This window comes from Pedobacter sp. Bi27 (genome assembly GCF_918698255.1).
GTDB lineage: Bacteria > Bacteroidota > Bacteroidia > Sphingobacteriales > Sphingobacteriaceae > Pedobacter.
The window spans coordinates 104032-116763 of sequence record NZ_CAKKMW010000002.1 but is presented as its reverse complement, the minus strand read 5'-3'; the positions used below and the strand labels follow the sequence as shown (position 1 = coordinate 116763).

Below are 12732 nucleotides of genomic sequence, written 5' to 3'. Positions count from 1 at the left end.
TCCCTACTTATATAAGTGAATTATGCAATCCCCTCAATTGGAAAAAGGTGTTTTTCTGCATGATAAGATGAGCGTACCAGCGGGCCGCTTTCTACATACTTTAAACCTTTTGCTAAACCAGCCTCTTTATACATCGCGAAAGTATCCGGATGGATCCAGTCTACAACAGGATGGTGGTTGCGTGTAGGTTGTAAGTATTGCCCTAAAGTTAAGATATGCACACCATTTGCAACTAAATCGTCCATGGCTTCGAAAATATCTTCTTCGGTTTCGCCTAAGCCGAGCATAATGCCTGTTTTTGTTCTTAAACCAAATTCAGAAATTCTTTTTAAAGCTTCTAAACTTCTGTCGTATTTAGCCTGAATGCGCACTTGTTTGGTTAAACGCTTAACCGTTTCCATATTGTGCGAAACCACCTCTGGCCTTTCTTCCAATACGCGGTATAAATTATCCCACTGACCCTTAAAATCGGGGATTAAGGTTTCTAAAGTAGTAACTGGACTTTCTCTGCGTATAGCCTGTAAGGTTTCTGCCCAGATGATTGAGCCGCCATCTTTTAAATCATCACGATCTACCGAAGTAATTACACAATGTTTAACACCCATTAATCTTACCGAATCGGCAATGCGGTTAGGCTCATCAACATCAACAGCCAAGGGACGTCCGGTTGCAACTGCACAGAAAGAGCAACTACGGGTACAAATGTTACCCAAAATCATGAATGTTGCCGTGCCTGCACCCCAACATTCGCCCATATTAGGACAATTTCCGCTTTCGCAGATGGTATGGAGCTTGTGCGTGTCTACTAAACTGCGAACTTGTGCATATTCTTTACCAACGGGTAATTTTACACGCAACCAATCTGGTTTACGTTTTACTTCAGTTACAGCAGGTACTACCGGTAAATCAATCATGGTACAAAGTTAATGAATAGGATTGAAATGTTACAATGCAGAAATGTTTGAAGGTTGTAATAATTGGGGTGATTGTTAATTGCGGGTTGGCTAACTTGCGAAGTCTGGCTGGGCAGGGCCGGAGCTAGACTTCGCAAGTTTAGCAAGGACTGCCTGTGGTTGTCAGATATTTCTATCTGACATTATTGAAATAATTAAATCACATTCATTTCAAACGCGATCTGTCGTTTATTTTCCTTAAAGCCAAGCCGCTCGTAAAATTTGTGGCTTTCAGTGCGTTTGATGTTACACCTTACTTTTAGTTTTTTTACTTGATGCTTTTTCGCCCAAAGGTTTACATTTTCGATCAACTGCTTCCCGATTTTTAGGTTTCGGTAATTTTCGTCTACTATTAGGCCCCCAATTTCGATAAATGGATCAGATTCTAACCTTAAAGTATAAAAACCGTGAATCCAGCCTACTACTTTGCCATCAACTAAAGCAACAAATGCGCAGTTTTCATTACTGTTATTAATGCGTTTAATTCTGGCTGACGTTTGCTTGATGTCACTTTCGTAACCCAATTGAGTAGAAAGTGTGGCTACGCTTTCGGCATCTTTTTCCGAAATTTCTCTGATCTGAACCATTTATTGATGTTTTGATAGATGAAGCTAAAATTAAAGATTAGATTTTGTTTTTACCGCCAGATGGTAACATCTGACAGCACACCGCGTGCCAGGCCAATTTGCGAAGTCTCACAAGGCCAGAGGCTGGATAGACTTCGTAAGTTAGTGTCGGTTTTTTTAAGCCAAAAGCAGATGAATAACCAAATTAAACCCTATTGAAGCGGCAGCCTGAGCCCCTTCGACGAAGCTACAGCAGAAAGAGGGACTGCTGTACCCGATAAGCAGTAATGCACCTTTTTCTAGTGTTTGAGAAAAATCAACACTATAAATAAATTTTGTTTTACTGTCAGATGGTAACGTCTGACAGCACGGATACCACTTATAAATGTTACTTAAAAATCATAACCTTAACATTGCAACTTTTAACGTTTTAACTTTCTAACTTAATCTTACATTTGCAATATGAATACTGGCTTACAGCTTTATAATACGCTTTCGCGCAAAAAAGAACTTTTCCAACCCTTAAATGCACCCAATGTTGGGATGTATGTTTGCGGTCCTACTGTTTATAGTGATGTGCACTTGGGCAATTGCCGCACGTTTATATCTTTCGATTTAATTTTCAGATACCTTAAATATGCTGGTTATAAGGTGCGTTATGTACGTAATATTACAGATGCAGGTCACTTAGAGGGCGATAGGGACGAGGGCGACGATAAGTTTGCAAAACGTGCAAAATTAGAGCAGCTTGAGCCGATGGAAATTGTACAGAAGTACACTTTAGGTTTCCATGATGTAATGCGCATGTTCAACACGTTGCCGCCAAGTATCGAACCTACCGCTACAGGGCACATTATTGAGCAGATCGAAATGATTAAAGTAATTATAGCTAACGGTTACGGTTATGAGATTGATGGCAATGTGTACTTTGATGTAGAAAAATATAGCAAGGAATATAATTATACCATTTTAACCAACCGCAATCTGGAAGATATGCTGAACAATACCCGCGAACTGGGTGGACAGGATGAGAAACGTGGAAGGTTAGACTTTGCGCTTTGGATAAAAGCGAAACCAGAAACCCTGATGCAATGGCAATCGCCATGGGGCATGGGTTTTCCGGGCTGGCATATCGAATGTTCGGCTATGAGTGCTAAATATTTGGGCGCTGAGTTTGATATTCATGGTGGTGGAATGGATTTGGCAGCAACACACCATACCAATGAAATTGCACAATCTGAGGCTTGCAGTCATAAACAACCTGCACGTTATTGGATGCACACCAATATGCTTACCGTAAATGGTACGCGGATGTCTAAATCGGCCGGCAATGGTTTTCTTCCTTTAGAGTTATTTACAGGTGATCACGCTTTATTGAAAAAAGGCTTTAGCCCGATGACGGTTAAGTTTTTTATGTTGCAGGCACACTACCGCAGTACCTTAGATTTCTCGAATGAAGCTTTAGATGCTTCGGAAAAAGGATTCCGCCGCTTAATGGCTGCTATTGGTTTGTTAGATAAGTTAACGGTTTCTGAACAGAACGATTTCGATATCGATGCATTGAAAGAGAAATGCATCCACGCGATGAATGACGATTTTAACAGTCCGATTTTGATTGCCGAACTGTTTGAAGCGGTAAGGATTATCAATACCGTTTACGATGGTAAGGGCAAAATCTCTGCAGAAGCATTAGAAAAGTTAAAACAACTGGTTAACGATTTCGTATTCGATATATTAGGACTGAAAGATGAAGATGCCGGAGGTAACGACTTAAATGGCGTTCTGGATATGGTGATTAACTTAAGAACAGAAGCGAAAGCGAATAAAGATTATGCCACTTCCGATCGTATCCGTATTGGCTTGCAAGAGTTGGGAATCCAGCTTAAAGACGGCAAAGAGGGAACGACTTGGAGTAAAGCGTAGTTAGTCCTGAGTCTGCAGTCTAAAGTCACAAGTCGATTTTAACAATGAGAAAAATTGGTTTAGTAGGCGGCATTAGCTGGGTATCTACTATAGATTACTACCGTTTTATAAATGAGGGTGTAAATGAGCGTTTGGGTGGGTTAAATTTCGCTGAATGTTTAATTTACTCCCTTAATTTTGGCGATGTTCAGAATAAAACCTGGGAAGGATCGTTTGATCTTTTGCTCAATGCTTGCGAAAGTTTAAAACGAAGTGGAGCAGAAGCAATTGTACTCTGCGCCAATACCGCGCATCTTTTTGCCGATCAGTTACAAGAAAAAACAGCTTTGCCAATTATCCATATCGGTACCGAAACCGCTAAAGCCATAACTGCTAATGGAATTAAAAATATAGGACTCCTAGGGACCGTATTTACCATGGAAAAAGACTTTTATATAAAAAAGCTCGAAGACCATGGGTTACGTGTTTTAGTACCATCAAAGAAAGAAACCCGCGATTATATACAGTTTACCCTTAAAGAAGAATTAGGTAGGGGTGTGATATTGGAAGAAACCAGGACACAATATATCCAGATAATTAATGATCTGATTAAGGAAGGAGCTGAGGGGATAATTCTGGGGTGTACCGAAATTCCCATGCTGATCAGTCAGGATGATTTTGAGATTCCCGTTTTTGATACTACCAAAATTCATTGCCAGGCGATTGTGGACTATATGCTTTCGTAACTAACAAAGTATTGGGTTTTCATATTCTGAGGTTTAGCGATAATGAGGTAATGAATGATATCGAGAATGTAGATAGGACAATTCAGCATTATATTGTAGAATGGGAGCAAGATCATCCCCAGATCCTTTGAAATGAAAGATTTTTTGCAGGGTCATCCCCCTGCCCCCTTCAAAGGGGGAGGAATTAATCGTGAAAAAATAAACCCTTTGCATTTTGAGTTCATCAAGGAATCAGTCGTCTTTGAAAGGGAAAGAGTTAAGTGTAGGAAAATAAGTCTCATAGATTTTTAGGCTCATCAAGAAATCCGTCCCCCTTTGAAGGGGGCAGGGGGATGAAGACGATCATATTAATTTTAAGATGAATAAAAGCAGAAAATTGTTTGCTATATTCATTTTTCGACTTTTAACTGTTAACAAAAGGTTTAAGATATCATGGATAACAACCACTATAATTCTAAATTAAAAACTTTTGCTAGAGGCCATCGAAATGATAGTACAAAAGCAGAGATAAGAATGTGGTGTGAATTGTTGAGGAATAAAAAAATGCTCGGATATTCTTTCTTAAGACAGCGACCGATCGCGAATTATATTGCGGATTTTTTCTCAAAGGATTTAAAGTTGGTTATCGAGGTTGACGGCCTTAGCCATGAGTGGGAGGGACAATTTGAAAAAGACAAAGCACGAGAAGATATTTTAAAAGCATTGGGTTTTCATATTCTGAGATTTAGCGATGATGAGGTAATGAACGATATCGAGAATGTAGATAGGACAATTCAGCATTATATTGTAGAATGGGAGCAAGATCATCCCCGGATCCTTTGAAAGGAAAGATTTTTCGCAGGGTCATCCCCCTGCCCCCTTAAAAAGGGGATGAGTTAATCGTGAAAAAATAAATCCAATGCATTTTGAATTTATCAAGGAGTCCGTCCCCCTTTGAAGGGGGCAGGGGGATGAGAGAGATAATTACACTACTTCAAACTATTTTCCGTTACATTAAACAATGAATAAAAAACTTTTAATACTGCCTTTATTCGCTTTAGTTGCACTTCAGGCTTGTAGGAATAAAACAAACCAAAATGCTGATGAAAATGGAGAAAAGACAGCTGCTACTTTAATTTCTCCTGATTTTAATGCCGATAGTGCTTATGCCTATACCAAAGCTCAGGTAGATTTTGGCCCGAGGATTCCGGGTACCATGGCTCATCAAAAATGTGCCGATTATTTAGTGGCTAAACTCAAATCGTTCGGCGCTGATGTAACTGTTCAGGGCGAGAAAACACAAACTTATGATGGCAAAAGCTTTCAGCTGAAAAATATTGTTGCCGCTTTTAACCCAGGTCAAAAAAAGCGGGTTTTAATTACGGCACACTGGGATGCCCGGCCGTTTTCTGATCAGGATACCGATCCCGCCAATCATGCGAAACCTTTCGATGCGGCAAATGATGGTGCGAGCGGGGTGGCAGTGATTTTGGAAATGGCACGTCAGATTCAGCAGAAACAGCCAGATGTTGGGGTCGATTTTGTATTGTGGGATTTGGAAGATTATGGCAAGGCCAATGATGAAACACCCGATGAAACTACATGGTGTTTAGGCTCTCAATACTGGGCTAAAAAAGCAATGGCAACAGGATATAAAGCTTTGTATGGCATTAATCTTGACATGGTTGGTGGCGGTAGCGCACAGTTTACGCAGGATGAAATCTCTCGTCAAGCTGCTCCAAACGTAGTAAACAAGGTTTGGGACATTGGTAATGAAATTGGTTATGCTTCTTACTTTACGAAAATTCCGAGCGGAAAACTGGTTGATGATCATTTTTGGATGAACAAGGCAGGCATTCCTTCTATCGATATTATCCATTATAATGATAACAGTGGTTTTTATATCAATTGGCACACGCAATTGGATAACTTGGCCAATATTGATAAAAATACGTTGAAGGCCACCGGGCAAACTGTTTTAGAGACCATTTACAGAGAAAAATAAGTGGCCTTAATGTGTAATTGTTAATTACTTTTAAGGCCATACATTAAAGAAAATTTTATATTCGCCAAACAATATTATCTTAATTAATAATGAAACAATTATTTTCAACTGCAATAGCTTCGCTTTTAGCCATAGGTGCTTTTGCCCAAAAAAGCGACGGAACAACCAAATCTTTAGTAAATGCTGAGAAGGATTTTGCTAAGTCGATTGCCAAAAATGGAGATAAAGAAGCTTTTATAGACTATTCAACCACAAGTACTTTAGTGTTCAGACCAAATCCGGTTAATGCCAAAACTTTTTACGCGGGTAAGGCAAATGCTGAAAACGATGTAACCTGGACTCCAAACCTGGCGAAAGTATCGCGCAGTGGTGATTTAGGTTTTACTACAGGACCATATGAAGTTGGTACTTCAGAGAAAAAATACGGTCAATACTTATCGATCTGGAAACCAGAAAATGGCAGATGGAAATTAGCTATTGATTTAGGAACGGAAAGCAATAAACCTTTGGCCAAAGTTACGCCACAGTTTATTGAACCTAAAGATCATGTTGCACCAAAGTTCTTAAACGAAAAAGAAATCAAGGCTGGGAAAGAAATTATCTTAACCACCGAGAAAACTTTAAATACTTTGTTAAAAACGCATGGAATTGCGGCATTTGGAGGTTTTTTGACCAGCGATGCACGTTTGCTTTTCCCAGGCAACGAAGCCATTGACGGAAAAGGAAAGATTATTGCGTTCTATAACGGAATGATCAGCAAAATTAACTTGAAAACAACAGGCGTAGATAAAGCAATCGGTAGTGATTTGGCTTATACCTATGGTGTTGCTACTATCGATTACAAAGCCGATTTACGTGAAAGTTTTAACTATGTTTTCGTTTACGAAAAGGGAGCTGATGCAAGCTGGAATTTAATTGTACAGGCCTTTGTACCAGCAGAAAGATAAATAACAAATGTGAATTAAAGAGGGCTATCGATAAAAAGAAGCCCTTTTTTTATTCTATAATTTTGCCTTTACCTGCAGTTAGGTTGGCTCAATGCTTATACTTCGGTAGAACATTGATAACTTTCCTTTTCAAGTTGTTTATTAAAGTTGTCAACGCACAAATAAAACTACCCATTTTACGTTTAAAATTCATGCATAAAAAATTACTTTTACTCTCCACGCTCATTTTATTTTTCTTAAACGTTTCTGCCCAAAAGAAGAAATTCGATGTACAGGGCAAAGCCGGTGCACGTGGTATTATGCCCGAAAATACCATTGAAGGGATGTTAAAAGCGATCGATTTAGGCGTTACCACTTTAGAAATGGATGCCGTGATTTCGAAAGATAAACAAGTGGTGCTTTCGCAAGAGCCTTACTTTAACAACGAGATTTCTTTACAACCCAACGGTAAGCCGATTACACTAAAAGACCAAAAGAATTATAACATCTACAAGATGGATTATGAGGAGGTTAAAAAGTTTGATGTAGGCAGCAAAGTCCATAACCGCTTTCCCGGGCAGATGAAGTTTAAAGCTTACAAACCGCTGCTTTCTGAAACAATAGATGCGGTTGAGGCTTATGTTAAAGCACACAAGCTCGCCAAACCTGTATATAGCATCGAAACGAAAACGATTAAAAAAGGAGATAACGAATTTCATCCCGAACCTGCAGAATTTGTAGAGCTGATTATGGATGTAATTAATTCGAAAAAACTTGCCAAAAGAGTCATTATCGAATCTTTTGATATGCGTACGCTGCAATACCTGCACGAGAAATATCCAAAAGTACAAACCTCATTATTGATTGATGAAAAGGAACCCTTTGAAGATTATATCGAGAAATTAGGGTTTAAACCGACTATTTACAGCCCCTACTCGGTTTTGGTTGGTAAAGGTTTGGTAGACCGTTGCCATGAAATGGGTATTAAAATTATCCCTTGGACGGTGAATACGGTAAAGGAAGTGAATTATTTTATGAGCCTTGGGGTAGACGGCATCATTACCGATTTTCCAAACATTATGGGCCAGCTCAAATAATTAATATCAGCGGCATAAAAAAGCATCCTAATGTAATGGGTACGCTTTTTTATGCTTTAACCTATCGGTTGGTGTCTCACCGACCGAAATGAACATAGGAACAAGCTGGTTGGTGTGACACCAACCAGTAGATTTAACATAAATAGCAAGAAAATAGATGGGCATAAAAAAAGCGTTCAGATTTTAAATCCGAACGCTTTTTTTATGCTTTTATAACTGGAAAATCCTAGTGGTGTGCTTCTGGTTTTTCGTGCGCTGCTTCAGTTTTTTCATGATGAGCAGGTGCTTCTTCGTGGTTAAAGATTGGTCTGGTGAAATAAACAACCAATAATAAAACCAGAATCCATGCCGTTAATGGTAAAGCCCAAATGCCTTTTGTTTGCTGAACCGGTGCGTGTGAATCGTGAGCTGACATATCGAATATTTTTGATTTAAAGATTTATGCTTTGTAATTGTGCGGTAAAGATAGTAACAAAATTAAAATAACAAGGGCAATTCGGTGAATTGTATTATAAGATTAATCGGCCAGTTAAAAAGGATAAAAGGCAATGCCTTTTATCCTTGTAAATCGTAAATCATTGCTTTTGTGCTGTTCATTTTGCTTTTAATGCGGTTTTGGTGCTCCTGTAAAGTGCTTTGCTCATCCTGAACGGCATTAAACAGTTCTGCTTTTTTGAAATAATTTGCCGCTTCTGCGAAATTTTGCTGTTGCTCGGCATGTAGGCCCAAACATTCGTAAATGTGTGCTTCGCAAACACCAGGTACAAGTAAAGCCTTTTCTGCAACCTGTTTCACCAATTTGTGCATTTTAAGCGTAATCACAAGTTCCAGATAGGGTTTATAAACCTCTGGGAAATCGGCATCTAGCTCAATGCATCGTTTGTAATAATAACCTGCAGTTTTATAATCTTTAAAATGATGCTGATAAATGTCGCCCAACTGAAAATAAGCTCTTGCATAATCAGGGTCGAAAACAATAATTTCATTAAAATACTGAAGTGCCTTAGGTAATTCGCCCCAGTGCAGTTCTTCAATGGCCTGTAGATACTTTTCTTCTACAGTGGTATAAATGTCCATAACGGATATAATTAATTTTGATAAGCGGTTAAATGCTTAGCAAATGCGTAATAAATTGATTTTTAAATGTGGGTTTTGTTTGTTGAAACTTAAAACCGCGTTAAGGGTTGGGAAGGAAATTTAAACCAATACCCAAGCCCTTTATGCCACAAGACGGGCTAAAGCTTAATTGTTGGATATGTAGTTGACGTAGCATTTCTGTAAATTTTGATGCAAAGATATTTATTTTCAGTGAATTGCAAATTTTAAAATAAAGTTTTCTAATGGATTACGTGTGCGAGATAGATGATGCAATAACTCAGTAAACAAAATGCACTATTATAATTTAACGAATGGAACAGATTTTTTAACCGTTGCTGCGTATCGATAATTTTAGCCGCTATAAACCAAAAAAACAAGGAGACGCCAATATCGAAAAAGTCGAAATGGCCATTGGTGATATGGAATAATTGAAATAATTCGAGTACTATAACGAATAAAAGTGGAATGAAAACACAATTGAGGCGTTTTTTGAAAAGATCAAAATAAAATTCTTTTGAGGTTAAGGTGATGCAGAAAACCCATAAACCCTCAGGAAGTGAATAGATCAGGTATTCGTTTAGTGGCAAGCTTGCTGTGACAGCCTGTTTCAAGCTTTGGTAGGTTTTGAAAGAGATCAACTGAATGATAATCTGATTCACCAGGGTTTTATCAGTCCTGTAAAATACATATATGAACAAGCTGATTATCAAGGCAAAGAAAATATACCAATAGTGCTTTTTCAAGGTTTGGTGAAAATTAGAATTTTAAAATAGGAGAATGGCTTTAAAGCGATTTCTTTTTCAAGTTTAAACTGATTGATCGCTTTAATATGCGCTATGTAAAATAAAGATTTTAAATGGAACCATCCAGAACAAAAATTAAATAGCCTATCCAGGTGTTTTAGCCAATTATTTGGTGTAAAGTGGTTTAGAATTAGGAGTTTTCCACCTGGTTTTAAAACATTATGGCATTGCATCAGTAATTTTTCAGGTTGATCTGCAACAGCAATAACATGCGATAATACGACATAATCGAAACTATTTTCTGCAAATTCGAGTTGCTCGCCATTCATTTTGAATAATTCGATTTCATTTGTTGCATTTTTTTTAGCCACATTTAACATCGAAGAAGAAATTTCTATCCCGGTAATTTTGTGGTTTTTGTAAAGCGCGAAATGAGATCCGTTACCAACACCGATTTCGAGTAGGTTTCCATAGGGCAGTTGATTAATCTCATCGAAAAATTTTTTCTTTTGAGGTTTAAGAAAAACATCAACCAGTGGATATAAAAATGAAAACCGGTTATAAAAATTGGTTTGAGCGCTCAATTTTTTAGTTTTAAGAATTAAATTGAATTAAAGCATTTTTAATCTGCCGTCTATGCCTTAAAATATGAACGATGGCATGCTCTAACATTTGTTCTACATCGTATTGCTGCCCCCACCCTGTATTTATCTTTTTCGATTCGTCGAACTCTTCCATGGTGATGTCGGGATTTCTGGTGAAAAAGTCCTCGTTATATTTAATTGCTTCGCGGAGTCTTGAGATATAAGGTGTGATGTGGTCAAAGTGCAATCGTTCCGGCCTGACTGTTTGCAATCCAATAGAATTTTCGATATACACCGCATAACTGAACATCGAAGCAGTTACATGCGTTAAGATGGTTTGAATGGAAATGCAATCTGGATTTGAACTTTCTGGCTCAATGGTTTTAATCAGTTGATGTGGGCTAATTGGTTCGATTACCGCAATAAGTTCGTCAATCGCCTTTTTATATTCATCTATAAGTGCGGCTATAGCACCGGTAAGTTTATTGGCACCCATCATAAAACAAATATAATTGTTTCTGCTGGATTTATATTGGCCTGTACTTTTAGGTTGCTAGGTCTATAACAGCAATCAATAAAGGTAAATACGTGATGAAAAGTATTGTTATAAAATCTCTACGTTTCTGTCCTTTACTGATAAGACTAAAGATAAGGAATATTACAGTCGTAGATGCCATGGCAAACAACATCATAACTAGCATTCCACCATTGGCAGCACCACAACTGCTTTTTGGGCTCTCTGCAACCATGTGGAAAAAGTTAAAGCAAAAACCCCAAAGAGCAAAATAAGGTAATAATGAAATAAGTGCGATATAACGCCTTTTGATAAAATCCAATATCATGTTTGTCTGTACGTACGAGTTTACAAACCTTAATACATTGTTTTATAAAAGGTAACCTATTTTCGTTAGTTGGGATTGTAAACCACGATTAGCGGAAGCTAAAATGAGGGATTAAAGCTTTATCATCACACTACCGGAGGCCAGATCGTGGATTGCCCTTTTCTGTAGATTTGAATTGATGGTTAGGAACGAAATCCAGCCTAAAGCAAGCTTTATCGGGTACCTGATTATGGATTGTCCGATATTGAGTTTTTGGTTAATGTCCTCATGTTTCCTTACTCTGATCCTTTTAATGTAGTTACCGATGGTGCAGCCGAATGTCATGAAGAGGGGTTCGTAAATCACAAATAAAAATGCAAATAATAAGATCCGTACCCATTCTGGTACATTGTTAAAGCTGTCTAATACGTTTGAAAAACATACCATAAGAATGATGATAATTATGGTGTCTATAAATGTAGATTGTAATCTTTCTACCAGACTTGGGTATTTTTCTTCCATTTGAGTGCGTATTTATTGTAGGATATTAAAAAAATAATAATATTTTTCGTTATTGTGGATTTGCAATGCACAATGTAAGGATTAAAAACCCTTAGTTCATAAGAAGGGATTACAATCCCGGCTAGCCGAGCTGTTCTAGTTCAAATTGTAGATTCGATTTTGCTTGGTTTTCAAATTTGTGATTAAAATAATCTGTTTTAAAAATCCGTTCCATTTTTATAAAATGTTCCAGAACCTTTTTTCGTCCTGGATTATAAATGAGATCTGGATAAACTGAATATTCTTTTCTTACGTTTTGCGAATAAGTAGTATAGTTTTCTAAGCTTTGGCCTAATATAGAAAGATCTGCATCAGTAAAATAATTGGTATCTGATTCAGGATAAGCAAAATGGTTCTTAGTGGCTATTATTTGAGTTTTGCAGCTATTGATAATGTGATTGGGAACTGAAATCTGCGCCATTCTCTTCTGGGCAAGTTCAGCACTTTTCTCTTCATTATCCGATTTTAACGCATTATAAATAATATCATGATAGAACATCGTAAATAGAATACTATCCCAGCTTTCAATGTTAACTTTTACTTCATTAAGTTGTGTCAACAAGTTATCAAGATGTGAAAGTGTATGATAATGTCTTTTTTTATGAGTGTAGTTTTTCTCAATCTCAGCCCAAAATTCGGCTATTATTCGGTCACTATCCGTATAATTTGTTAAGAGATTAATGAATGTATCTTTTAGCACGAGATTTTGCGAATAGTATCGGTACACAAGATAGGGATTGGAGATGACTTT

General features: G+C 37.7%; 15 protein-coding genes. 6 read left to right on the top strand and 9 right to left on the bottom strand.

The genetic code is table 11. From position 1 onward, the window contains the following. Window positions 1–20 precede the first annotated feature (20 nt). A complete protein-coding gene (gene lipA / locus LQ227_RS05870; RefSeq protein ID WP_230145858.1) occupies window positions 21–914 on the bottom strand; it encodes a lipoyl synthase in 894 nt (297 codons plus the stop codon). A gap of 194 nt (window positions 915–1108) precedes the next feature. Beyond that, window positions 1109–1540 carry a GNAT family N-acetyltransferase gene (locus tag LQ227_RS05865; protein ID WP_230145860.1) on the bottom strand — a complete coding sequence of 144 codons (432 nt, stop codon included), beginning with the start codon at window positions 1538–1540 and terminating at the stop codon, window positions 1109–1111. A gap of 441 nt (window positions 1541–1981) precedes the next feature. On the opposite strand from LQ227_RS05865, the gene cysS reads away from it, so the two are divergent. The 6 genes from cysS to LQ227_RS05835 all read left to right on the top strand — a co-directional run bounded on the left by cysS (window position 1982) and on the right by LQ227_RS05835 (window position 8174). Further along, complete coding sequence (cysS, locus tag LQ227_RS05860; protein ID WP_029278504.1) at window positions 1982–3442, top strand: cysteine--tRNA ligase; 1461 nt, start codon at window positions 1982–1984, stop codon at window positions 3440–3442. A gap of 44 nt (window positions 3443–3486) precedes the next feature. Next, window positions 3487–4167, top strand: a complete 681-nt coding sequence (locus LQ227_RS05855) for an aspartate/glutamate racemase family protein (protein WP_230145861.1) — start codon at window positions 3487–3489, stop codon at window positions 4165–4167. 432 nt (window positions 4168–4599) lie between these two features. Beyond that, complete coding sequence (locus LQ227_RS05850) at window positions 4600–4989, top strand: endonuclease domain-containing protein (RefSeq protein WP_230145863.1); 390 nt, start codon at window positions 4600–4602, stop codon at window positions 4987–4989. Between the two features lie 178 nt (window positions 4990–5167). Next, complete coding sequence (locus LQ227_RS05845) at window positions 5168–6151, top strand: M28 family peptidase (RefSeq protein WP_230148662.1); 984 nt, start codon at window positions 5168–5170, stop codon at window positions 6149–6151. Between the two features lie 89 nt (window positions 6152–6240). After that, window positions 6241–7098 (top strand): nuclear transport factor 2 family protein, encoded by an 858-nt coding sequence (locus tag LQ227_RS05840; protein ID WP_230145866.1) that lies wholly within the window; start codon window positions 6241–6243, stop codon window positions 7096–7098. 191 nt (window positions 7099–7289) lie between these two features. Then, window positions 7290–8174 (top strand): glycerophosphodiester phosphodiesterase family protein, encoded by an 885-nt coding sequence (locus tag LQ227_RS05835; RefSeq protein WP_230145867.1) that lies wholly within the window; start codon window positions 7290–7292, stop codon window positions 8172–8174. Window positions 8175–8400: 226 nt separating this feature from the next. Here the strand turns inward: LQ227_RS05835 and LQ227_RS05830 are convergent, their stop codons facing one another. The 7 genes from LQ227_RS05830 to LQ227_RS05800 form a co-directional block, all read right to left on the bottom strand. Beyond that, entirely contained in the window at window positions 8401–8589 is a 189-nt protein-coding gene (locus LQ227_RS05830; protein WP_029280597.1) for a hypothetical protein, read from the bottom strand. Window positions 8590–8729: 140 nt separating this feature from the next. Further along, on the bottom strand, window positions 8730–9251 hold the full coding sequence (locus tag LQ227_RS05825) for a hypothetical protein (protein ID WP_230145868.1): 522 nt from the start codon (window positions 9249–9251) through the stop codon (window positions 8730–8732). Between the two features lie 260 nt (window positions 9252–9511). Continuing rightward, window positions 9512–10015, bottom strand: a complete 504-nt coding sequence (locus LQ227_RS05820) for a hypothetical protein (protein WP_230145869.1) — start codon at window positions 10013–10015, stop codon at window positions 9512–9514. Beyond that, window positions 10012–10599 (bottom strand): class I SAM-dependent methyltransferase, encoded by a 588-nt coding sequence (locus LQ227_RS05815; RefSeq protein WP_230145870.1) that lies wholly within the window; start codon window positions 10597–10599, stop codon window positions 10012–10014. Before LQ227_RS05815 ends, LQ227_RS05820 begins: the two co-directional genes overlap by 4 nt. Window positions 10600–10609: 10 nt before the next feature. Next, window positions 10610–11098 carry a DinB family protein gene (locus LQ227_RS05810; protein ID WP_230145871.1) on the bottom strand — a complete coding sequence of 163 codons (489 nt, stop codon included), beginning with the start codon at window positions 11096–11098 and terminating at the stop codon, window positions 10610–10612. Window positions 11099–11552: 454 nt separating this feature from the next. Then, on the bottom strand, window positions 11553–11942 hold the full coding sequence (locus LQ227_RS05805) for an RDD family protein (protein ID WP_230148661.1): 390 nt from the start codon (window positions 11940–11942) through the stop codon (window positions 11553–11555). A gap of 121 nt (window positions 11943–12063) precedes the next feature. Continuing rightward, window positions 12064–12681 carry a hypothetical protein gene (locus LQ227_RS05800; protein WP_230145875.1) on the bottom strand — a complete coding sequence of 206 codons (618 nt, stop codon included), beginning with the start codon at window positions 12679–12681 and terminating at the stop codon, window positions 12064–12066. Between the last annotated feature and the right edge of the window lie 51 nt (window positions 12682–12732).

What these genes read in the sequence shown, in the direction of transcription:
- lipA (WP_230145858.1), bottom strand. Translation starts at nt 914, where the DNA reads ATGATTGATTTACCGGTAGTACCTGCTGTAACTGAAGTAAAACGTAAA.
- LQ227_RS05865 (WP_230145860.1), bottom strand. Translation starts at nt 1,540, where the DNA reads ATGGTTCAGATCAGAGAAATTTCGGAAAAAGATGCCGAAAGCGTAGCC.
- cysS (WP_029278504.1), top strand. Translation starts at nt 1,982, where the DNA reads ATGAATACTGGCTTACAGCTTTATAATACGCTTTCGCGCAAAAAAGAA.
- LQ227_RS05855 (WP_230145861.1), top strand. Translation starts at nt 3,487, where the DNA reads ATGAGAAAAATTGGTTTAGTAGGCGGCATTAGCTGGGTATCTACTATA.
- LQ227_RS05850 (WP_230145863.1), top strand. Translation starts at nt 4,600, where the DNA reads ATGGATAACAACCACTATAATTCTAAATTAAAAACTTTTGCTAGAGGC.
- LQ227_RS05845 (WP_230148662.1), top strand. Translation starts at nt 5,168, where the DNA reads ATGAATAAAAAACTTTTAATACTGCCTTTATTCGCTTTAGTTGCACTT.
- LQ227_RS05840 (WP_230145866.1), top strand. Translation starts at nt 6,241, where the DNA reads ATGAAACAATTATTTTCAACTGCAATAGCTTCGCTTTTAGCCATAGGT.
- LQ227_RS05835 (WP_230145867.1), top strand. Translation starts at nt 7,290, where the DNA reads ATGCATAAAAAATTACTTTTACTCTCCACGCTCATTTTATTTTTCTTA.
- LQ227_RS05830 (WP_029280597.1), bottom strand. Translation starts at nt 8,589, where the DNA reads ATGTCAGCTCACGATTCACACGCACCGGTTCAGCAAACAAAAGGCATT.
- LQ227_RS05825 (WP_230145868.1), bottom strand. Translation starts at nt 9,251, where the DNA reads ATGGACATTTATACCACTGTAGAAGAAAAGTATCTACAGGCCATTGAA.
- LQ227_RS05810 (WP_230145871.1), bottom strand. Translation starts at nt 11,098, where the DNA reads ATGATGGGTGCCAATAAACTTACCGGTGCTATAGCCGCACTTATAGAT.
- LQ227_RS05805 (WP_230148661.1), bottom strand. Translation starts at nt 11,942, where the DNA reads ATGGAAGAAAAATACCCAAGTCTGGTAGAAAGATTACAATCTACATTT.